Source organism: Saccharopolyspora oryzae (assembly GCF_027853915.1).
GTDB classification, from domain to species: Bacteria; Actinomycetota; Actinomycetes; order Mycobacteriales; family Pseudonocardiaceae; genus Saccharopolyspora; species Saccharopolyspora oryzae.
In genome coordinates this window covers 15624-36504 of the sequence record NZ_JAQGLA010000064.1, presented here as the reverse complement: position 1 = coordinate 36504, position 20881 = coordinate 15624, and the positions used below count along the sequence as shown (strand labels likewise).

23 protein-coding genes and 1 tRNA gene are annotated in these 20881 nt (G+C 70.8%); 8 read left to right on the top strand and 16 right to left on the bottom strand.

From position 1 onward, the window contains the following. Window positions 1-43: 43 nt before the first annotated feature. From OU415_RS28080 to OU415_RS28070, 3 genes are all read right to left on the bottom strand, one after another. Complete coding sequence (locus OU415_RS28080; protein WP_270952321.1) at window positions 44-556, bottom strand: GNAT family N-acetyltransferase; 513 nt, start codon at window positions 554-556, stop codon at window positions 44-46. Window positions 557-751: 195 nt separating this feature from the next. Beyond that, a complete protein-coding gene (locus tag OU415_RS28075) occupies window positions 752-1264 on the bottom strand; it encodes a sigma-70 family RNA polymerase sigma factor (protein ID WP_270952320.1) in 513 nt (170 codons plus the stop codon). Window positions 1265-1385: 121 nt separating this feature from the next. Further along, on the bottom strand, window positions 1386-3179 hold the full coding sequence (locus tag OU415_RS28070) for an Hsp70 family protein (RefSeq protein WP_270952319.1): 1794 nt from the start codon (window positions 3177-3179) through the stop codon (window positions 1386-1388). A 209-nt stretch (window positions 3180-3388) separates the two neighbouring features. On the opposite strand from OU415_RS28070, the gene OU415_RS28065 reads away from it, so the two are divergent. Genes OU415_RS28065 through OU415_RS28055 form a run of 3 tightly spaced genes read left to right on the top strand, consistent with a single transcriptional unit; the run spans window position 3389 to window position 6080 of the window. Next, window positions 3389-3937, top strand: coding sequence for a histidine kinase (locus OU415_RS28065; protein WP_270952318.1), 549 nt, complete (start codon window positions 3389-3391; stop codon window positions 3935-3937). After that, entirely contained in the window at window positions 3928-4602 is a 675-nt protein-coding gene (locus OU415_RS28060; RefSeq protein ID WP_270952317.1) for a response regulator transcription factor, read from the top strand. The genes OU415_RS28065 and OU415_RS28060 overlap by 10 nt, the downstream gene beginning before the upstream one ends. Before the next feature lie 14 nt (window positions 4603-4616). Next, complete coding sequence (locus tag OU415_RS28055; protein WP_270952316.1) at window positions 4617-6080, top strand: hypothetical protein; 1464 nt, start codon at window positions 4617-4619, stop codon at window positions 6078-6080. Between the two features lie 4 nt (window positions 6081-6084). On the opposite strand, the gene OU415_RS28050 is transcribed toward OU415_RS28055, so the two are convergent. Beyond that, the gene (locus tag OU415_RS28050; protein WP_270952331.1) at window positions 6085-7020 is read right to left on the bottom strand and encodes a sensor histidine kinase; all 936 of its coding nucleotides are present in this window, start codon (window positions 7018-7020) and stop codon (window positions 6085-6087) included. Next, window positions 7020-7388, bottom strand: coding sequence for a MerR family transcriptional regulator (locus OU415_RS28045; protein WP_270952315.1), 369 nt, complete (start codon window positions 7386-7388; stop codon window positions 7020-7022). The genes OU415_RS28050 and OU415_RS28045 overlap by 1 nt, the downstream gene beginning before the upstream one ends. Before the next feature lie 62 nt (window positions 7389-7450). Here OU415_RS28045 and OU415_RS28040 point away from each other — a divergent pair, with 62 nt between their 5' ends. From OU415_RS28040 to OU415_RS28025, 4 genes are all read left to right on the top strand, one after another. Beyond that, complete coding sequence (locus tag OU415_RS28040) at window positions 7451-8332, top strand: polysaccharide deacetylase family protein (protein WP_270952314.1); 882 nt, start codon at window positions 7451-7453, stop codon at window positions 8330-8332. Window positions 8333-8419: 87 nt separating this feature from the next. Beyond that, window positions 8420-8863 (top strand): hypothetical protein, encoded by a 444-nt coding sequence (locus OU415_RS28035; protein WP_270952313.1) that lies wholly within the window; start codon window positions 8420-8422, stop codon window positions 8861-8863. A 214-nt stretch (window positions 8864-9077) separates the two neighbouring features. Then, window positions 9078-9341 (top strand): type II toxin-antitoxin system Phd/YefM family antitoxin, encoded by a 264-nt coding sequence (locus tag OU415_RS28030; protein WP_270952312.1) that lies wholly within the window; start codon window positions 9078-9080, stop codon window positions 9339-9341. Next, on the top strand, window positions 9338-9718 hold the full coding sequence (locus tag OU415_RS28025; protein ID WP_270952311.1) for a type II toxin-antitoxin system VapC family toxin: 381 nt from the start codon (window positions 9338-9340) through the stop codon (window positions 9716-9718). The genes OU415_RS28030 and OU415_RS28025 overlap by 4 nt, the downstream gene beginning before the upstream one ends. A gap of 153 nt (window positions 9719-9871) precedes the next feature. Here OU415_RS28025 and OU415_RS28020 read toward each other — a convergent pair. Then, window positions 9872-9945 (bottom strand) — tRNA-Leu (locus OU415_RS28020). A 151-nt stretch (window positions 9946-10096) separates the two neighbouring features. Between OU415_RS28020 and OU415_RS28015 the strand changes: the two genes are divergently transcribed. Then, window positions 10097-10318 (top strand): DUF3618 domain-containing protein, encoded by a 222-nt coding sequence (locus tag OU415_RS28015; RefSeq protein ID WP_270952310.1) that lies wholly within the window; start codon window positions 10097-10099, stop codon window positions 10316-10318. A gap of 81 nt (window positions 10319-10399) precedes the next feature. On the opposite strand, the gene OU415_RS28010 is transcribed toward OU415_RS28015, so the two are convergent. The 10 genes from OU415_RS28010 to OU415_RS27965 all read right to left on the bottom strand — a co-directional run bounded on the left by OU415_RS28010 (window position 10400) and on the right by OU415_RS27965 (window position 20793). Beyond that, window positions 10400-11116 (bottom strand): MOSC domain-containing protein, encoded by a 717-nt coding sequence (locus tag OU415_RS28010; RefSeq protein ID WP_270952309.1) that lies wholly within the window; start codon window positions 11114-11116, stop codon window positions 10400-10402. Between the two features lie 54 nt (window positions 11117-11170). Further along, window positions 11171-11821, bottom strand: coding sequence for a TetR/AcrR family transcriptional regulator (locus OU415_RS28005; RefSeq protein ID WP_270952308.1), 651 nt, complete (start codon window positions 11819-11821; stop codon window positions 11171-11173). Window positions 11822-11929: 108 nt separating this feature from the next. Then, the gene (locus OU415_RS28000; RefSeq protein WP_270952307.1) at window positions 11930-12211 is read right to left on the bottom strand and encodes a hypothetical protein; all 282 of its coding nucleotides are present in this window, start codon (window positions 12209-12211) and stop codon (window positions 11930-11932) included. Window positions 12212-12311: 100 nt separating this feature from the next. Beyond that, on the bottom strand, window positions 12312-12887 hold the full coding sequence (locus tag OU415_RS27995; RefSeq protein WP_270952306.1) for a nucleotidyltransferase family protein: 576 nt from the start codon (window positions 12885-12887) through the stop codon (window positions 12312-12314). Between the two features lie 106 nt (window positions 12888-12993). After that, complete coding sequence (locus OU415_RS27990; RefSeq protein WP_270952305.1) at window positions 12994-14436, bottom strand: NCS2 family permease; 1443 nt, start codon at window positions 14434-14436, stop codon at window positions 12994-12996. Between the two features lie 332 nt (window positions 14437-14768). Then, a complete protein-coding gene (locus OU415_RS27985; protein ID WP_270952304.1) occupies window positions 14769-15257 on the bottom strand; it encodes a nucleoside deaminase in 489 nt (162 codons plus the stop codon). A 176-nt stretch (window positions 15258-15433) separates the two neighbouring features. Next, window positions 15434-17737, bottom strand: a complete 2304-nt coding sequence (pucD, locus tag OU415_RS27980; protein ID WP_270952303.1) for a xanthine dehydrogenase subunit D — start codon at window positions 17735-17737, stop codon at window positions 15434-15436. 253 nt (window positions 17738-17990) lie between these two features. Continuing rightward, on the bottom strand, window positions 17991-19382 hold the full coding sequence (locus tag OU415_RS27975; RefSeq protein ID WP_408641926.1) for an 8-oxoguanine deaminase: 1392 nt from the start codon (window positions 19380-19382) through the stop codon (window positions 17991-17993). An 80-nt stretch (window positions 19383-19462) separates the two neighbouring features. Beyond that, on the bottom strand, window positions 19463-19933 hold the full coding sequence (locus OU415_RS27970) for a (2Fe-2S)-binding protein (RefSeq protein WP_270952302.1): 471 nt from the start codon (window positions 19931-19933) through the stop codon (window positions 19463-19465). Then, window positions 19924-20793 carry an FAD binding domain-containing protein gene (locus OU415_RS27965; RefSeq protein ID WP_270952301.1) on the bottom strand — a complete coding sequence of 290 codons (870 nt, stop codon included), beginning with the start codon at window positions 20791-20793 and terminating at the stop codon, window positions 19924-19926. The genes OU415_RS27970 and OU415_RS27965 overlap by 10 nt, the downstream gene beginning before the upstream one ends. Window positions 20794-20881: the final 88 nt, after the last annotated feature.

The window sequence follows — 20881 nt, the reverse complement described above, 5'->3', positions numbered from 1 at the left end:
TCCTGATCTGCTCAGGCAGGTTCATTTCGTGCGGCGGTAGTCGTCATTCGCCGACCGGCCGTCCAACGAAGACGACGTCTTGGACCACACCGTCGAGGTCGGCCACGCGTGGGAGTCGGCCCCATTCCTCGAACCCGTGGGCCCGGAAGAGCCGGATGCTGGGCTCGTTGCTGGCGAAGATCGTTGTGGCGATGTTCCGGATTCCGAGCTTCGGGGCGTGGGCGATCGCTTCGCGCAGCAGGTACGTGCCCTGCCCTCGACCACGGTGATCGCGGTGCAGGTACACGGCCAAGTCGGCTGTTGTGTCGTATCCCCGGCGTCCGTTCAGAAACGGTTCGAAGGACAGGTATCCGGTCACCGTGTGCGGGGCGTCCGTTTCGTGGCCAACCCAGATGGGCCGCCGTCGGGGGTCCGAGGCTTCGAACCATTCCTTCCGGGAGGCCACGGTCACCGGTTCGATATCGCAGGTTGCCGCTTTGCTCGGGATCGCGGAGTTGTAGATTTCGACGATCGCGGGCAGGTCTTCCGACGTGGCCAGGCGATGGCTGTACGCCAAGATCTCACTCCCGTCTTCCGGCGAGGCTGCGCATCTCCGGCTCTGAGCGCGCTTTAGCGGTCAGCCTGCCACGGCACGCGCGTTTTCACGGCCGGGCAGTGGGCGTCGTTCACCGCCGGTTTGGAGCGGGGCTGGGTTCGTGAGTGGTTTGGGGTGCCACGACGCCCCAAACCACTCACGAAGCGGTAGCCGCGGTCAGGCTGCGATGGGTTGGGTCGGGACGGTTTCCCGGAGGGTTCGGAGGGCGTTGTGGAGGCGGCTCTTCACCGTGCCCGGGGGGACTCCGAGGGCCTTGGCCGCTGAGGCCGCCGTTCGGTCCGCGTAGTAGACCTCGACGACGGTCGCCCGGTGGACGGGGGAGAGGTTCTCGAGCATTTGCCGGACGACGAGCTTCGTCTCGACCTGGTCGTTGGCGCTGGGCGCGATCGCCGCGTACTCCAGGTCCCGTTCTGGGAGGCCGACTTCGGTGGGGCGGGCGCGGCGGCTCCGGTGCTGGTCGACGGCGATGTTGTGCGCGACCCGCAGGAGCCAGCCGCGGACCGAGCCCAGGTTCTCGGTGAGGCGGTCGAGGTTCCGCCAGGCCCGCACCCACGTCTCCTGCACGACGTCCTCCGCGGCGAACCGATCGCCGTTGGTGAGCCGTGTGACGTACGAGTGCAGGGCATCGCCGTGGGCGCGCATCACGTCTTCGAGCTGAACACTGGGCATTTCCGCTCCCGCCGATTCGCCTGCTGCCTACGACGGCAAGCCTCGCGTTCGGGAGCGCAGCGGTCTGTGGGCTTATCCCTCCACTTCGGGGGATGCCCCGCGTTCCGGGGTAGGGATGTCCCTACGACAGCGCCGAGCAGGGCGTCACGTCCGGGCCGTTGGCCGCGCCGGGGACCCAGGCGATGTTGCGGAACGTGGCGTCGAACGGGCCCTGCGCGTAGACCAGGAACGAGGTGTTGACCCGCTTCGGGTCGAGGCCCTTCTCGGTGAAGCAGCGCAGCGGGATGGCGACCTTCGACTGCTGGCCGACCGGCAGGCCGCGGAACAGCTCGCTGGCCTCCAGCGAAGCGCCGCACGGGTAGCCGCAGTGCGTGGCGATCGTGGCCGAGCCGGCCAGCGGCCGGTTCACCACCACGTCGAACACCAGCGCACCCTGGCTGTCCACGTAGGACGACAGGTCGCGGGTGTTGTTGCCGGTCTGCAGGTAGACCTGGGCGGGGGACTCGTCCTTCCAGTCCACGCGCAGCCCGTCGCCGGTGCTGGCGGTGATCGCCGAGTGCTTCGCGTTGTGCCCGACGACCTCGGTGCCGTCCCACTTGTCCTGCGACGCGATGTAGGCGTGGTACGGATCGACGGTGTCGTCGTCGAGCACCATGAGCGGGCCGGGCGCCTGAGCCGCAGCACCGTCCGAAAGGGACGAGGCCGGGGCTTCCGCCGCGGTGTTCGCCTCGTTCCCGCCGCCGAACAGGAACAGCCCGCCGGCCACCGCGGCGACGCCCACGACTGCGGCCGCGACGGCCGGAACCAGCCACCGTCGGCGCTTCGGTTCAGGAGCCGGAGGTTCCGGAACCGAAGCGGGCGGCTGGGCGAGCGCGCGCGTCCCGATCGTGGCCGCGCCGAGCGCGACGGTGAACTTCGGGTGGTGCGCCATCCGCACCGGCTTGTCGAACTGCTCGAAGACCATCTGCGTGACCAGCGGAACCCGCGACGACCCGCCCGCCAGCAGCACCGCCGACAGGTCGTCACCGCGGAGCCCGGCCGAGGCCACGGTGCGGCGCAGCGCGTCGACCGCGACCTCCACCGACGGCCGGATCGCCGCGTCGAACTCCCGGCGCGTGACCGTCAGCTCGCGCGGCCCCGACGGCAGCGGCACGGTCAGCGCCACGTCCGGCTCGGTGGACAGGTCGATCTTCGCGCGCACGCACAAGGCCCGGATCTGCCCGAGAACGTCGGCCGCAGCGGGGTCCAACCGGCTGATCTCGCCGTCGAGCCGCTCGTCGACGAGAGCCAGCATCGCGTCGTCGAAGTCCATGCCGCCGAGGTGCTCGACGCCCTCCGGCGTGCCGAGGATCTCCATGCCGTCGGCGCACATCCGCAGCACCGTGGTGTCCAGCGTGCCGCCGCCGAGGTCGAACACCGCGACGACCTCGCCCTCGCCGAGCGTGCGCTCGCGGCTGTAGTGCGTGGCCGCGGCCTCCGGCTCGGTGATGACCCGCACGTCGTCGATGCCGGCGAGCCTCGGCACCTCGGCGAACTGCTCGCGGCGGTAGGGGCCCCAGATCGCCGGGCAGGTCAGCACCACCGATCCGGGCGGCCCGCCCATGTCGGCGCGGACCCGGTCCAGGACGTCCCGCAGCTGCGCGGCCATCAACGCGCTCGGCGAGTAGGTGGACCCGCCGAGGACCAGGGGCGTCGGGTCGCCGAGCCGGCGCTTGAAACCGCGGCCGAGCCGCGCCGGGTCGGCTTCGCTCTCCGCCGCGGCGAGGCCGGTCAGCAGCGTGCCGTCCGGCGCGCGGTAGGCCAGCGACGGGACGACGATCTCCCGCGACAACGGCACCATTCGCGTCCCCGCAGCGTCACCGACGGCCGCGGATGTGAACGTCGTGCCAAGGTCGATCCCGATCGCGTACGACACGCCACCTCCTGTGAAACCCGGTGCTGCTTACCAATCAACCACACGCAGGTTGGACGATCCGACCCGAATCTAGGTTGTCCGCGCAAGCCGCAGGTTGATCCATCGAGGCGACTTGGTTGCAGTTCGGGACACGGGGGTAGGGATATCCCTACCCCCGCCGAGGGGTCGCACCCTTGTCGTCGCGGCGGTCGTCGACAACGCTGGCAACGGTGCACCGCTTCGTTCGTTGGATCCGCCGGTCGGGGGCAGTGCTGCCGACACCGCTCCGGCCGCCCGACCGCGCCACTGCGCGGCAGCGCTACCGGCTGGAGCGGATGCTGCACGACGGCGCGGTCGCCGAGATCTCCGCGCTGGCCCTGGAACTCGGGATGATCTACGACACAACGCGCGACGAAGCGGTGGCCGGGCAGGTCGAGACGGCGCAGCGCCGGGTCAACGGGATCCTGGACGACCTGCGCAGCGTCGAGTCGTGGATCTACCCGCCGGTGCTGGCCAGCGCCGGCCTCGGCCCCGGGCTGCGGGCCGTCGCCGAGCGGTGCGACCTGCGGCTCCTCCTCGACTTGCCGCAGGTCGAACTCGGTTCCCAGACCAGGGCGCGGGTCGGGCTGCTCATCGCCGACCACTTCCATACCTTGCCGCCCGGTAGCGTGGTGCGGGTGCGCGTGAAGGGACGTCGGATCATCCGGGTGAGCATCACCGACCAGAAACCAGGCGGCGAGGCCCGCCGCGCCCACCGGGCGGTGCTGCGGTGCGCGTAGCGATCGCCGAGGACGGCGCCCTGTTCCGGGAAGGCCTGGTGCTGCTGCTGGAAGCCGCCGGGCACGAGGTCGCGGGCTGCTTCAGCGACGGCGAGCAGCTGATCGCCGCGGTGGCCACCGATCCGGTCGACGTCGCGATCCTGGACATCCGGATGCCGCCGGGCCCCAACGGCGGGCTCGTCGCGGCCGAACGCGTGCGCGCGCTGCACCCGGACATCGGCCTGCTGCTGCTGTCGCACTACGCGGAGACGCACTACCTGATGCGCGTGCTGGAGATCGGCGCCGAGCGGATCGGCTACCGGCTCAAGGAGCGCGTCGCCGGGGTGCAGGTCCTCGGCGACACGCTGGACCGGATCGCCGCAGGTGAGATCGTCATCGAACCCGCGCTCGCCCGGCGGTTGGTGCAGGGCAGCGCGGGTCAGGACGACGGCGCGATCGGCAAGCTCACCGAGCGGGAGACCGACGTGCTGCGGCTGATGGCCGAGGGCCGCGCCAACAACGCGATCGCGCAGGAGCTGTTCATCTCGGCCAAGGCCGTGGAGAAGAACATCGCCTCGATCTTCACCAAGCTCGGCCTGCCCGGTGACGCGACCGTGCACCACCGCCGCGTGCTCGCCGTGCTGGCCTACCTCCAGGCGCAGCGGATCGACGGGTCGGTGCGTTGAGGGTTCGGCGTTGGTTGTCCTCCGCGGGACGGCCGCCGCACGAGGTCGCCGCCGCCGAACCACCGGAGCGGCTGGCCGCGGCCCTGGTCCGCAACCTGGCGGAAAGCACTGGTGGGAAGGCTGTTCACGCGGTCCCGACCGAGCGCAGCCACGTCGTCGTCGAGTCCTGGCCTGCCGGGTTGTCCGGTGTCGCCGACGCGGTGGGGGAGGAGCCGGTCGGATCGACGGGCGGTTCGCTGTTCCTCATCGCGCCGACCAAGTGGGACGACGCGGCGCGCTCGTTGCTGCGCGACACGGCGGCCTGGCTCGGGGTGGCGGTCCAGCTGTCGCGCCTGCACGTCGACCACTCCGCAGCGGACCTGCGGGCACAACGCCTGAGCGCGGAGCTGAGCAACGCCCGCGCGCGCCTCGCGCAGGTCCGCGACCTGGAACGGCACCGGCTGGTCCGGGCGATCACCGAGACGACCCTGCGCGATCTCGACGAGGTGCGCACGTCGCTGCGGGCCGCCGATGAAGGCCGGGGGCTCGCCGGGGCCGAGAACGCGCTGGAGGAGCTGATCGACGACTTCCGGTCGGTGGTGCGCGGGGTGTTCCCGTCGATGCTGCCCGACCGCGGTCCGCGCGCGGCGCTGGAGGAGCTGGCGGCGACCCTGCCGCGCCCGGTGACCTTCGCCGGCGACCTCGGCCGTCGAGCCGGCTGGCAGCTGGAATCCGGCTTCTACCACGCGGTTTCGGCTGTGCTGAACCTCATGGCCGACCACCCGGTGACGGTCACCTTCAGCCGGGACGACGCGCTGCGGGCCAGGATCGAGGCACCTGCCGAAGTGGACCTGCGGCTCAGCCAGGACGTGGAACGGCTCGCGGTGCTCGGCGGCGAGATGGAAGCGGTCGTCGACGGCACGACCGTCGTCGCGGTGCGGCTCCCGGAGCGGGTCGAGCCGGTCACGCCCGCGGTCGACCCCGCTGAGCTGGAGCGCAGCGCGATCTACCGGAAGGTGCGCGACCTGGTGCGGCGCGGCCAGGACGGGTCGCCGGAGTGGGACGCGATCGCGGAGCAGCTGACCGCGCCACCGCCCGCCGCGAACGCCCCGGTGATCGCCGCGCGCCGGGCGATGGTCGCGATGCGCGACCTCGTCGGCAAGCTGCCCGCCGACCACGAGCTGCGCTGGGCCGTCGAGCAGGTGGCCGCCGACGCGCACGAGTTCGCCGAACTGGACCTGCTCGACGAGCTCGAGAGCGGCCGAGTGCTGCGCGGCGTGAGCGGTGCTGCGGCCCGGCTGCTCGGTGCCGACGGCATCGACCCGCGCAGCCGCCTGGGCCTGCCCGCCGACGCAACCGATGAGGACGTGCTGGTCGCGGCCCGCGCAGCGGTGTCCGGCTGGCGCGCGCACGCCGAGCACCCGGTGGTCGGGAGACGCGATCGCGCAGCCTGCGAGGTGCTCGTCCGCACCGCGGAAGGCCTGCTCGTCCCGTCCTGACCAGTCAGAACGGGACGACGCCGCGGACGGCGGTGCCCGCGCCGGGAGCGGAGCGGACCTCCACGACACCGCCGACCGACTCGGCCCGCGCGGTGAGGTTGGGCAGGCCCAGCGATGCGTCGAAGCCCGGCCCGTCGTCGGCGACGGAGAACATCAGGCCCTCGTAGCTGTCCCACGCGGTCACGGTGATGCGCGCGCCCGTCGCGTGCTTGCGCGCGTTGTTCACGGCTTCGAGGAGGATGTAGTAGACGGCCGATTCGACCGGCGTCGGATAGCGGCGCCGCAGCCCCGAGAGGTCGAGCGCGACGGTGTCGTGCCGGTCCAGCTCGGTGCGCAGCGCCGCTGCGAGGCCTTCGGAGGCGAGGACGTCGGGCAGGATCCCGGCGGCGGTCTCGACCAGCACCCGCTCGGCGTCGTCCAACTGCGCCATCAGCTTCGCGACGTGCTCGCTCCCGGCGCCCGCGTGCTCGGCGAGCGCCAAGGACATGCGCAGCGCGACCAGCTGGTGCTGCGCGCCGTCGTGCAGATCGCGCTCCAGCCCGCGGCGCTCGGCTTCCATCTCGGCGGCGGCCCGCCACCGGTCGTCGACCAGCGCACGAGCGGCCCGGTCGCCGACGCGGCGCAGGCGATCGGTCTCCCGAGCGAGCCCGATCATCGCGACCGGTGCGCCGAGCACGGCAGCGACGCCGGGCAGCGGCCCGACGGATTCCGGTGCCAGGGCGAGCTTTCCGCACACCGAGCCGCCGTGTTCGACGTCCTGCTCCACCCACGACTCGCCGTCGCCCCACTGGAACCGCTGCTCCCCGATGACGAGCGCACAACCGGTTGCGCCCACGGCGCCACCCACGGCTTCGGCGAGCGCACGCGGGTCCGGAGGTCCGCCTCGGGCCAGCTGAGCGGTGATCGCCTCGGCTGCCCGCCGCTCGCGGTTCCGCAGCATCACGCGCCCGTCTGCTCCGAGGCGGCCTCGATCACCTCGTCGAGGACGTCGCGGGAGTTGTTCAGCTCGCCGATCATCCGCTCGATGCGATCCCGCTCGGCGGAGAGCTCGGCGACCAGCTTCGGCGTGGCGATCTCGGACGGCCTGCCGTCGGCGTCCCGCATGCACGGCAGCAGCTGCGCGATCTTCTTGCTGTGCAGGCCCGCCGCGAACAGCTCCTGGATGCGGATCACCCGGTCCACGGCCCGCTCCGGGTAGTCGCGCTGGCCGCCGGGCGTGCGGTCCGCCGCGAGCAGTCCCTGCTGCTCGTAGTAGCGCAGCGACCGCTCGCTGACCCCGGTGCGCCGGGCGAGCTCACCGATCCGCATCTCGACCCCCGCGTGAATCCGGACTTGAACCTGACATCGATGTTAACTCTTACCGTGCCGGCATGACGAACACCGAGAGCATCCCCTTCGACTACAGCCCGATCACCGAGCGCCCGAAGATCACCTGGCCCGGTGGCGCCAGGGTCGCCGCCTACGTCGGGCTCAACATCGAGCACTTCCTCGTCGGCCGCCCGTCCACCAGCATCTGGCCCGGCGCGGCGAACCTGGTCCCCGACGCCCTCAACCACGGCTGGCGCGACTACGGCGTCCGGGTCGGCATCTGGCGCACCATCGAGAGCCTGGACCGCCACGGCATCCGGGCGAGCGCGCTGCTGAACTCCGACGTCGCCGAGCACTACCCGCAGATCATCAAGGCTGGTCTGGAGCGGAACTGGGCCTGGCTCGCGCACGGGCGGACCAACTCGATCCTGCACACCGACATGGGCCTGGACGAAGAACGCGACGTCCTCACCGACATCGTCGACACCATCCGCGCGGCGACGGGCCAGCAGCCGCGCGGCTGGATGGGGCCTGGGCTGACCGAGACCTTCAACACCCCGTCGCTGCTCGCCGAGCTCGGCCTGGACTACGTCCTGGACTGGACGAACGACGACCAGCCGTACCGCCTGAACGTGCCCGGCATGCTCAGCGTCCCGTACTCGGTCGAGCTCAACGACCTGATCCTGTTCGGCCGGGGCCTCACCGGCCCGGACTTCCTGCAGATGGTCAAGGACCAGTACGAGCAGCTGCGCGACGACTCCGAGCACAGCGGCCGGGTGATGGCGCTGGCCCTGCACCCGTTCGTGATCGGCCAGCCGTTCCGCCACAAGTACCTGGACCAGGCCCTGGAGTACCTCGCCGCGCAGCCCGACGTCTGGCTGACCACCAGCGACGAGATCGCCGAGCACTACCTGCGCGCGGATTCCCAGGTTCGTCCCAGCTAGGCCGCACGAACCTCCCAGCCGGCGTGGGCAGCCTGCGATCACCGGTCACCGACGGACCGGTCACCCCGAAGATCGGAGAGGAAATCCATGATCAGCAAGACTGCCCGCCGCGCCGGACTCGTCGCAGGCATCGCACTGCTCCCCGCCGTGGCCTTCGGCTCCGCCGCCAACGCGGCGACGACCGACGCCCCGCAGCAGCCCGCCGCCCAGCAGCAGGCCCAGCACCCGCACGAGGGCCAGCACGACAGGCACAAGGGCCAGCACGTCGAGCTCACCGGCACGATCACGAAGGTCGGGACGAAGAAGGTCCGGGGCCACGACGTCCAGCTCATCACCGTGGCGGGCAAGGCCAAGGACGGCAAGCAGCAGGAGATCACCTTCGCGGTCCCGAAGAAGGCGACCGTGCGGGACGAGGCGGGCAAGCCGGTCGCGGCTGACCAGCTCACCCAGGGCAAGAAGGTGACCGTCAAGGGAATGCAGCTGCCCGAGAAGCACGAGGGCATCGCCCACCACATCACGATCAACGCCTGACCAAAACCGTGCGCGGGCGGCCGCCCGAACGACCGCCCGCGCACGTCTCCCTGCAGGAGCGATGCTCGAAATCCTGCAGATGTGCTGGTCAGGCGCAAGCAGAAGGTTCGATGCTTGGCGTCGGCCTATGGATAGCGCCTCGTCGGCAGGTGTCAGGATCGGGCCGGCCCGCTACCCGAGACGCTGATGTAGCACTTGCGCTACCATGGAACTCATGACAGCAGACGCCACAACGGTCGGACTGCGTGAACTGCGGCAACACGCCTCTGACCTCGTCCGCCAAGTCGAAGCGGGCGACGAGATCACCATCACCGTCGCCGGTCGTCCGAGTGCGCGACTGGTGCCGATCGCAGGCCCCCGGCGTTGGCAGAGCTTCGATGAGATTGCCGACATCTTCGTGGGCGCCCCGGATCGTGGCTGGGAAACGGACCGCGATCTCATTGACCAGCAGCTTCGCGACCCATGGGGCGAAACGTGAGGGCAATCCTTGACACCAGCATCGTCATCGCCACCGACGCGGCGCCCATCCCCGGCAAATTGGCGATCAGCGCCGCGACTATGGCCGAGCTCCATTTCGGTGTGCTGATCGCCAAGGACGAGCAGGCGAGAGCCGACCGGCTCCGTCGTCTGTCCGCTCTCGCCAAACGATTTGATCCGCTGCCGGTCGACGACGCGGTTGCGGCGAGTTACGGCGAACTCGCCGCCGCAGTAGCTAGATCGGGCAGAAAACCGCGCGCTCGCACAATGGATCTTTTGATCGCGGCAACCGCCCATGCCCACGACGCCCGCCTCTACACCCGAAACATCAAGGACTTCATCCCTCTCCAAGACTTCATCGAGATCGACGAAGCCTGAGGTCCGGGAGCAGGTCGGGAACGAACGACGGGTGCGGAGCCGACGAAAGGCGACCACCGCGCCGTGGGGGTCTGCGGGGGCTCGGCCCCCGCAATGAAAAGGCGGGCACCGGCGAAATCGACCGCAGGTCGATGAGCAGCGTGAGCCGCCTCGTGGGGCCGGAGGGACTCGAACCCTCACTGGCTAGGACCTAAACCTAGTGCCTCTGCCAATTGGGCTACGGCCCCCGTCGTGCTGCCCAGCCTAACGCGTGGTGCGATCTTGGTCGGCGGGGTGTGTCCGTTCCAGCACCGCGCGCGACACGCCAACCGCTGGTGCGGTGCCGGTTCGCCGGTGCTCTACGGTGGTCAGCAGCCAGGTGAAGGGTGAGGAGGACACGTGGCTCGTGATCCGGACGCCATCGAGCGCGACATCGAGCAGGCGCGTGAAGCGCTGGCCAACACTCTGGACGAGCTGAGCGTCAAGGCGAACCCGCAGCGGTTCGTCGAGGCCGGCAAGGCCAGCGTGCAGGAGAAGCTCAACGATCCGCGGGTGCGCTACGCGTTGATCGGGGTTGGTGCCCTGGTCGCCGTCGTGGTGGTGCGCAAGCTGTTCCGGTGAGACCCGTGGGCCTTCTTCGCCGAGGGCCCGCGGGTTTCCACCGCACTTCCCCCGAACCCTGCCAGGTGTTCCCGGCAGGGTTCATCTCGTCGTGACCGGGTCGCCGAGGCGGATCTCGCCGGGCTTGGTGACTCGCATGATGACGCCGAACTTGTTGTCGTGGCGGTCGATCAGGTGGGTTTGCAGGTCTCGCCAGCGTTCCCGGCCTTCGGCGTCCCAGCTCGGCACCGCGCAGCGGATGCACGGCCCGGCGTTCTCGCCGGTGACTTCCAGTTCCACGTCGCCCGCGGTGATCGTCGCTCCGGTTTCCCACTGCTCTTCGGCGAAGGCGGGCAGGTCCGCGTCGATGTGCAGGTTCGTGCGGAACCGGCGCAGGTCGACTTCGACGCCCAGTTCTTCGCCGAGTCCGGTGCGCGATGCTTCGAAGGTGACGAGCACTGTCGGGCCGCGGTCCTGCTGGCCGTCGGCGGCCCGCAGGCTCAGCGGGATGCCGAAGGAGTCGGCGAGCACGTCGCCGAGTTTCGGGTCTTCCCAGGTCCAGGTCGTGCCGTCCGGACCGCGCAGCTGCGGTGGTTCCGACGGGTCGGTGGTCTCGCCGTAGGTGGCGCCCCAGCTGAGCATGCCCGGGTTCTGCCGGACGGTCAGCACCTTGCCCGCGCGCTTCGGGCGTTCGTCGCGCAGGGCGTAAGCCCGGTCTCCCGCCATGCCGCGGTCGTCGAACCGGGCGGCCCGGACCGGTTCGCCGCGCAACGACTTCACCGGCCACCGTGTGAGCTCTGAAACCGTTCCCCGCGCCACGCGATCCTCCGTTCCCGAGTCCGGGCTTCACCCTATCTCGCGACGGGGAGTGGATCAGCCGTGCAGGAGGGGCATCAGGGCTTCGGTGACCAGGCGGTCCACGAATCCGGTGTCGAGGGGCTCGTCGGTGAGCATCAGCCGGTAGATCAGGCAGGCCCCGGTGATCTCGACGACCGTGTCGATGGGGGCGTCCGGGCGGATCTCGCCGCGCTGCACTCCGCGTTCGATGAGGCGGCGCAGGACGTCGCGCTGCGGCAGCAGGAAGGACTCGCGGAACGCGGCGGCCAGCTCCGGCTCGTGCGGCAGCTCGCCGACCAGCGCCTGGGCGGCCTTGCCGACCGGGCCGGTGAGGAACGAGGCGAAGCTGCGCAGGAAGTCGCCGAGGTCGTCCCGGATGGAGCCCCGGTCCGGTTCCGGGATGTTGCGCTGGACCAGCTGGGTGCAGGTGTCGATGACCAGGTCCAGCTTGGAGTCCCAGCGCCGGTAGATGGTGGCCTTGCCGGCCCGCGCGTGCGCGGCGACGGCATCCATGGTCAGCGCCCGGTAGCCGACCTGGGAGAGGACTTCCATCGCGGCTTGGCGCAGCGCGGCGTCGCGGGAGGCGTCCCGCGGCCGTCCCCGGCCGCTGGTCGGCCGGGCCTGCTCAGCGCTGGACACCTGCTCCTCCTCGCGGGCACTGCTCGTCGGCGCGTTCACGACCGCCATCTTAAGCTCCGAGCCGGGTCGTCGTTTTGGTTCACGATCTGCGCGTGCCCTGGTGAGCGGGCCGAGCTGTGGGTCCACTGTGCACGGGTCCGGATCGTCCCGCGAGCCTCAGCCGCTCCGCTTCGCCGTGCCGGCGGCCGGTTCGGCGGACACCCCGTGCCGGGCCTGCAGGTATGCGGTGGTGAAGGCGAAGCCGTCGCCGTCGAGCAGGTGGATCACGATCCGGCCGACCGCGCTGGGCGCGAGCTGCTCGATGAGCTGGTCGGCCTGGTCGCGCGCGGCGATGAGGCCCGGCGCGCGGGCGCTGCGCTCGTCGGTGCCGGTGGTGACGGTGACCAGCCAGTCGTCACCTTCGGGCAGGTAGTTGGCGGTGATGTGTCCGCTTGCCATGGACGCCTCCGGCTCTGGCTCTCGTGGGCGCTGGTGTGACGTCGAGGTCCGGGAGCGATGACGGAGGTTTCCGGACCGGTCACGCGTGGGGCCGTCGACTCTACGTGCCGTCGGCGGGCAGGTCCTCGGGACGGTCCACGTCGAATCCGGCGGACACGTCGTCGCACGGGACCAGCACCACCTCGCGGTCCCGCAGGTATCCGCGGGCCCCGGCGTCCCCGGTCGCGGAGGCCCGGGCCCCGGCCCAGTGCTCCCGCCCGAGCAGCACCGGGTGGCTCCGCCTCCCGTCGTGCGCGGCGGCGGCGAGGGCGGACGGTACGGCCAGCTCGGCGACCCGCCTCACGGCCTCGGCCCCGATCCCCGGCATGTCGACCGGGAGCACCACGGCCGCATCTGCATCAGTGCTGGTCAGCGCATCGATTCCGACCCGCAGCGAGGACCCCATCCCGCTGTCCCAGTCGGGGTTCACCACCACCGAGACCCCGGCCAGCTCAGCCTGCTCGCGCACCTCGTCCGCGGCGGCACCGAGCACCACGACGACCGGTGAGCACCCGCCCTCGGCGAGCACCCGAGCGGCCCGATCCACCAGCAGCGAACCCCGGTGCTCGACCAGCGCCTTGGGCATCCCGAACCGCCGCCCGGCCCCAGCCGCCAGAACCACGCCCGCAACCCTCATCGCACCCACGCTACCCACCCCACCAGAACACCCGATTCCACCTGATCCGGTGAACGACGAAGGACGCCTCCAGGCTTCCTGAAGGCGTCCTGCATCGCGGAACGGATCACTCGACGAGGGCTTCGATCCCTTCGATTCCGAAGTAGGCGGCGAAGACCAGGGCGAGGCCGCCGACCAGCCAGCCGATCTCGCGGACCTTGCCCCGGGCCACCTTGATCAGGGCGTAGGCGATCAGACCGGCGCCGATGCCGTTGGTGATCATGTAGGTGAACGGGATGACCGCGATGGTCAGGAACGCCGGGATGACGTACTCCGGGTCGTCCCAGGGGATGTGGCGGACCTGGGACATCATCAGCGCGCCGACGATCACCAGCGCGGGCGCGGCGGCCTGGGCGGGCACCACGGCGGCGAGCGGGGTGAACAGCAGCGTCGCGCAGAACAGGAGACCCGTGACGACGCTGGCCAGCCCGGTGCGCGCGCCTTCGGCGACACCGGTGGCCGACTCCAGGAACACGGTGTTCGGCGACGCACCGGTCAGACCACCGGCCGCGGCGGCGATGCCGTCGACGGCCAGGATCCGGCCCATGCCCTCGACCTTGCCGTTCTTCACCAGCCCGGCCTCCGAGGAGACGCTGGTGATGGTGCCCATGGCGTCGAAGAACCCGGACAGCACCAGGGTGAACAGGAAGACGGTGGCCGCGATGCCACCGGCCGCGGCGAACCCGCCGAACAGGTCGACCTGGCCGAACATGCTGAAGTCCGGACTGCCGATGACGTGGTCGGGCAGCTCCGGCACGATCGTGCCCCACTGCTTCGGCGCGATGCCGAAGGCGGCGTTGGCCGCGATCGCGACGACGGTGCTGACGGCGATGCCGATCAGGATCGCGCCGGGGACCTTGCGGGCCAGCAGCACCAGCATCAGCAGCAGGCTCAGGCAGAAGATCGCGATGGGCAGGCCGACCAGGTGCCCCTCGGTTCCCTGGCCCATCTGGACCGGCACGGTGGTTTCGGCCGCGTCCGGCTTGCGGGTCACGAACCCGGCGCTGACCAGGCCGATCAGCGCGATGTAGAGGCCGATGCCGACGGTCAGCGCGGTCTTGAGCGGCGCCGGGATGGCGTTGATGATCTTCTCCCGGATGCCGCTGACCGCCAGGACGATGATGACGATGCCCTCGAGCACCACCAGCCCGAACGCTTGGGCCCAGGTCATCGCCGGGGCGATGGTGAAGGCGACCACCGCGTTGACGCCGAGCCCGGAGGCCAGGGCCAGCGGGGCGTTGCCGACCAGGCCCATCACGATGGTCATCACGCCGGCGGTCGCCGCCGTGGCGGTGGTCAGCTGCTCTGAGGTGAGCTGTGCTCCGGTGGCGTCGGCGGACGAGCCGAGGATGAGCGGGTTGAGCATCACGATGTAGGCCATCGCGACGAACGTGGTGAGACCGCCGCGCAGTTCGCGGGAGATCGTGGAGCCGCGGATGCCGATGCGGAAAAATCTGTCCACTATGGACGGGTCCGGATCGGTTCTTTCCGGTTGCAGCTGCTGGGTCATATGAGTCCTCCCATGCCGGTGGGCGCCCCCGTGCGGCGCGTGTGCGCCGCCCGGACTGTTTCCTTCGGCGGGGTTTTCCGGGCAGGGGAAGGCCCGACGGGAATGCCGCCGAATTAGCTGTGGGGCGTTTGTCGAATGGTTTCCGCTGTCGCGGTGGTGTTTTCAACGGCGGGTCGGCTGAGCTGACCCGCGGGGTTCCGGAGCGACCCGGTCGTCGCGATCGGAACCGCAGGGCTGGTGGTGCCAGGAACTAGCGGAATTCCCGGGAAATCGGGCGGAATTCCGGGAGGCCGCAGTGGGGTTCCGAATTCAGACCACCGCGGCGGGAGCGGTCAGTAGTCGATGCGGTCGGTCTTGCCGCGCCAGGCGTCGAAGGCCGCGTTGCGGTTGGGCATCACCACCCGGTCCACCGGGGCCGGCGATGCGGTGCCCGAATCCTCGAACACGTCGTAGAAGGCCCGGTCGTCGAATCCCGCGTCGGCGGCGTCGTCGCGGTCGGCGGCGAACAGCACCCGGTCCACCCGCGCCCACAGCGCGGAGGCCAAGCACATCGGGCACGGCTCGCAGGAGGTCACCAGCACGCAGCCGTCCAGCTTGAAGGTGCCCAGCGCGCGGCAGGCGTTGCGGATCGCGGTGACCTCGGCGTGCGCGGTCGGATCGAGGTCGACGGTCACCTTGTTGGTCCCGGTGGCGATGACCTCGCCGTCCCGCACGACCAGCGCGCCGAACGGCCCGCCACCAGCGGCGACGTTGGTGGTGGCCAGATCGATGGCCTGCGCCATCCAGTCCTGCTCGGCGCTCGTCGCGACGTCCACGGACATTGTCGTACTCCTAGATCTCTGTGTGCTTGCCTTTGACTTCTTGTTTTGATTCGCCGCCAGGCGAATAGCCCACCCCCGGTGCTTGCACCGCTATGCAAAACGACCACCGGAGACAGTTCTGGAGGGGGTGCTGCGGCGGCGGGCCCGGCCCCGCCGCCGCAGCGGCTTCTGGGTGTTCAGATGATGTGTTCTGGTGCCACCGGGGTGTGCGGCAGTTCCTTGCCGGTGGCCGCTCGGATCGCGGCGACCACCGCCGGGGTGGTGGAGATCGTCGGCGGCTCGCCGACACCGCGGACCCCGTAGGCCGCGTTCGGGTCGGCGCGCTCGACGACGTCGATCTCCATGGGCGGGGTGTCGAGGATGGTCGGGATCAGGTAGTCGGTGAAGGACGGGTTGCGGATCCGGCCGTCGACGACCTTGATCTCCTCCATCACCGCCAAACCCATGCCCTGCGTGGAGCCGCCCTGGATCTGGCCGATCACCGCGTCCGGGTTGATCGCCTTGCCGACGTCCTGGGAGCAGGCCAGCTGCACCACCTTGACCAGCCCGAGGTCCAGGTCGACGTCGACCACCGCGCGGTGCGCGGAGAACGCGTGCTGGACGTGCACCCGATCGCTGCGGCCCTGCTCGTCCAGCGGGAACGTCTCGCGGTGGTGGTACTCGCGGGTCTGCTCGACGACGTCGTCGCCGAGCACCTCCACGAGATCGGCCAGCACCCCGCGGGTCTCCGAGGTGATCTTCCCGCCGTGCAGCGACAGCTCCGCCGGATCCACGTCGTAGCGCTGCGCGGCCAGCGCGAACACCTCGTCGCGCACCGCCTCGCAGGCGGCCTTGACCGCGCTGCCGGTCACCAGCGTCTGCCGCGAGGCGGAGCTGGAGCCGGCCGGGCCGACGCTGGTGTCGTTCGGGTGGATGGTGACCCGCTCGACGCCGAGCTCGGACCGCGCGATCTGCTGCTGCACGGTCACCAGGCCCTGGCCGACCTCGGCGGCCGCGGTGTGCACCATCGCGGCCGGTTCACCACCGATGACCTGCAGCCGGACCCGCGCGGTGGAGAAGTCGTCGGCGCCTTCGGCGTAGCAGATGTTCTTGATCGTCACGCCGTAGCCGACGCCGCGCACCACGCCTTCGCCGTGCGTGGTGTTCGACGCGCCGCCCGGCAGGTTCCGGATGTCGACCGGCCCGGTGCGCTCCTCCGGCATCGGCAGCGCGCGCACCCGTTCCAGCAGCTCGGCGACCGGAGCCGGGTAGTCCAGCACCTGCCCGGTCGGGATCGAGTCGCCCTGCTCGATGGCGTTGCGGATGCGCAGGTCGACGGGGTCCATGCCGAGCGCGTCGGCGAGCTTGTCCATCTGGGACTCGTAGGCGAAAGTCGGCTGCACCGCGCCCAGTCCGCGCATCGCACCGCACGGCGGGTTGTTGGTGTAGACGCCCCAGCCCTCGACGTCGACGTTGGGCACCTTGTACGGCCCGGCGCCGAGCGTGGTGCCGTTTCCGACGACGACCGGCGTCTTCGAGGCGTACGCGCCGCCGTCGAAGTACTGCCGCGCCTTGACGTAGACGAGCTCGCCGTCGCGGGTCGCGCCGTGCTCGTAGTACATCTTGGCCGGGTGCCGGTGCACGTGGCCGTAGAACGACTCCTCGCGGTTGTAGACCATCTTCACCGGTTTGCCCAGGTGCAGCGCCAGCATGCAGACGTGCACCTGGATGGACAGGTCCTCCCGGCCGCCGAACGCGCCGCCGACGCCGGACATGGTCATCCGCACCTTCTCCGGCGGCAGCCCGAGCGCCCGCGCGGTCTGCCGCAGGTCGGAGTGCAGGTCCTGGGTGGCCAGGTACAGGTCGACGCCGCCGTCCTCGGCGGGGATGGCCAGCCCGGATTCCGGGCCGAGGAACGCCTGGTCCTGCATGCCGACCGTGTAGACGCCGGAGACGACCACGTCGGCCTTCGCGTGCGGATCGCCCTTGACGATCTTCTGGTGCCGCACCACGTTGCCGTCCGGGTGCAGCTTCGGCAGCGCCTCGTCGTGCGCGACGCGCTCGGCGTCGAGCACCGGCTCCAGCACCTCGTACTCGACGACGATCTTCTCCAGCGCGCGCCGCGCGGTCTCCGGGTGATCGGCGGCCACCAGCGCCACGGCTTCGCCGACGTAGCGCACCACGTCGGAGGCCAGCACCGGCTGGTCGGCGTACTTCAGGCCGAAGCAGTTGTCGCCGGGCACGTCCTCGGCGGTGAGCACCGTCTGCACCCCGGCCATGGCCATCGCCGCGCCGAAGTCGATGGACCGGATCCGCGCGTGCGGGTGCGGGCTGCGCAGCGTGGCGCCCCACAGCATGTCTTCGGCCCACAGGTCGGAGGAGTAGGCGAACTCGCCGCGCACCTTGATGGTGCCGTCGGGCCGCAGCGGCGATTCGCCGATGCCGCCGCCGATGGCGTCGTTGAGCTCCTGCGGACTGCGAGCAGGCGAGTGGCTGCTCATGCGGACACCTCCGGTGTTCCCGTGACCCGATCAGTGCTTTCTGCTGCGGAGGGGAACCGCAGTTTCAATTGAAACTGTGATCCCACGGCGTGTCGGGCGCCCGACACACCGGCGCTTGTGGACAAGTTCCGGGTCCTGTGGACGACTTCCGCAATTTCAATGGAAATTGGACGTCTGATTTCAATGGAATTTGCGTGGCCGGGGACGGAACCCGGGGACCGGTCCGGACGGCGGAGCGCCGGGTGCGAGGTGGTCATGGCGCCACCTCCCGGAGCCGGGTGCTGGCCGCGGTGAGTTCTGCTGTGAGGTCGGGGACCGACATCAGCCGGCCGTCGTCGACGACGACGGAGCCGCCGCGCAGCAGCCGTTCCAGCTTCGGCAGCTGACCGAGCACCAGCGCGGCCACCGGATCGGCGATGCCCGCGTGGTCCAGGTCGCGCAGCTGCCAGATCGCGATGTCGGCGAGCTTGCCGGGCTCCAGCGAGCCGAGCTCGCCGTCGCGACCGAGGCAGCGCGCACCGCCGCGGGTGGCCAGCCACAGCGCATCGCGCACCGACAGGGCCTGCGGCCCGTAGCGGGCCCGCGCCGTCAGCAGCGCCTGCCGCATCTCCTCGCCGAGCCCACCCGCCTCGTTGGAGGCGACCCCGTCGACCCCCAGCCCGACGGGGGCACCGGCGTCCAGCAGCGGCCGCACCGGTGCGATCCCGGCGCCGAGCCGGCCGTTGGAGCTGGGGCAGTGCGCCGCCCCGGTGCCGGTTTCGCCGAGCCGAGAGATGCCCTTCTCGGACAGGTGGATCGTGTGCGCCAACCACACGTCCGGGCCAAGCCAGCCCAGGTCGTCCGCGTACTCGACCGGCGTCCGGCCGAACTCGGCCCGGCACTGCTCCTCCTCGTCGAGCGTTTCGGCGAGGTGGGTGTGCAGCCGGACTCCGTTGCGGCGGGCCAGTTCCGCAGCCTCGCGCATCAGCTGGGTGCTGACCGAGAACGGCGAGCAGGGCCCGACCGCGACCTGCACCCGAGCACCGGGCGACGGGTCGTGGAACCGGTCGATGGCGTCCTGCGTGCCGGACAGCGCCTCGTCGAGGGACTCGACCACGGAGTCCGGCGGCAGCCCGCCGTGCGCGCGACCGCGGTCCATCGAGCCGCGCACCGCGTGCAGCCGGACCCCGACCCGCTCCGCGGCGCTGACCACGGCGCCGAACACGTCGCCACCGCTGCGCGGGAAGACGTAGTGGTGGTCGGCCGCCGTGGTGCAGCCCGACAGCGCCATCCGGGCCAGGCCCGCCGACGCCGCGGCGTGGGTGATCTCCTCGTCGATCCCGGCCCACACCGGGTAGAGCTCGGTCAGCCAGCCGAACAGCGTCGCGTCGGCGGCGTAACCGCGGGTGGCCCACTGGTACAGGTGGTGGTGGGTGTTGATCAGTCCGGGCGTGACCAGGCAGCCGGACGCATCGATGCGCCGCACCGCGCCCTCTTGCGGTGGTGCGGAGCCGGGGCCGACCGAGAGGATGCGGTCGCCCTCCACGACGACGTGGCCCTCGACGAACTCGGTGCCCGAGTCGTCCACAGTGGCCACGGCGCCGCCTTCGATGACGACAGTACCGCCTCTCCGCGATTCACAGTGGTGGTTGCGTTCGGGATCGATCTCGCGTTTCGCGGTTTCTTGTGGCTGGTTTGCGTCACGGTCCCCTGAGGTGCGGTTGAGTGGGACTGATCCAGGGCTGTTCATGTCCGGGCCTTCCGCTGCGCGGCGAGGCGGACGGCGTCCATGATCTTCTCGTAGCCGGTGCAGCGGCACAGGTTCCCGGCCAGCGACTCGCGGATCTCCGCGTCGGAGGGCTTCGGCTTGCGCTCGAGCAGGTCGTGGGTCTGCACCAGCAGGCCCGGCGTGCAGAAACCGCACTGCACGGCGCCCGCTTCGACGAACGCCTCCTGGACCGGGTCCAGCTTCTCGCCGTCGGCCAGGCCCTCGACGGTCCGCACCTCGCGGCCTTCGGCCTGCCCCGCGGCCACCAGGCACGCGCAGGCCGGCACACCGTCGAGGTAGACCGTGCAGGAACCGCATTCGCCCTGTTCGCAGGCGTTCTTCGACCCGGGCAGGCCGAGCCGCTCGCGCAGGACGTACAGCAGGCTCTCGCCCTCCCACACGTCGTCGGCCTCGTGCGGCTGTCCGTTGACGGTGAACTTCAGGCGCATTCCTGCCTCCCGGAACAGTGCTCTTGCCAAACCCAGGACAGGGTCCGGCGGGCCATCACGGCCAGTGCGTGGCGGCGGTAGTCGGCGGTCCCGCGCACGTCGTCGATGGGGGAGGAGGCCTGCGCGACCAGCTCGCCGAAGCGGCGGGCCACCGAGTCCTCCAGCGGTCGCCGCCCCGCCCAGTCGAGCTCGGCGGACAGGAACTCCTCGGCGTCGGTCGCCCGCCGCGGCGTCGGGGCGGCCGAGCCGATCCCGGTGCCGACCCGCTGCTGCTCGGGGTGCAGGGCGATGGCGAAGGTGCACACCGCGATGACCATCGCGTTGCGGGTGCCGACCTTGGAGAACTGCTGCGGTCCGGTCGCCGGGGCGATGTGCACCGCGGAGATCAGCTCGTCGGCGGCCAGCGCGTTGCGCTTGACCCCGGTGTAGAACTCCGCGGCCGGGATCAGCCGGGTGCCGCGCACCGACTCGACCTCGATCTGCGCGTCGGAGGCCAGCAGCGGCGGGTGGCCGTCCCCGGCGGGGGAGGCGGAGCCGAGGTTGCCGCCGAGCGTGCCGCGGTTGCGGATCTGCGGCGAGCCGACCGTGCGGCTGGCGATGGCCAGGCCGGGCACCCGCTCGCCGAGCTCGTCGATCAGGCGGGAGTAGGGCAGCCCGGCGCCGATGCGCAGCGCGCCGTCGGCTTCCGACCAGCCGGTCAGCTCGGGGACGCCGGTCAGGTCCAGCAGCACGTCGGGACGCCGGTGGTCGAAGTTGATCTCGACCATCACGTCGGTGCCGCCGGCGATGGGTGTCGCGTCGGGGTGCGCTGCCTTGGCCTCGAGCGCTTCCCGCCACGTCGCGGGGCGGAGGAAATCCACGGTGAACTCCTAGTCACGGCCGGTGAAAAGGTGTGAGTCAGTACACAGCCGGGTGGTGCGCGCTGACTAGCGGCGGAAACCCCGAAAA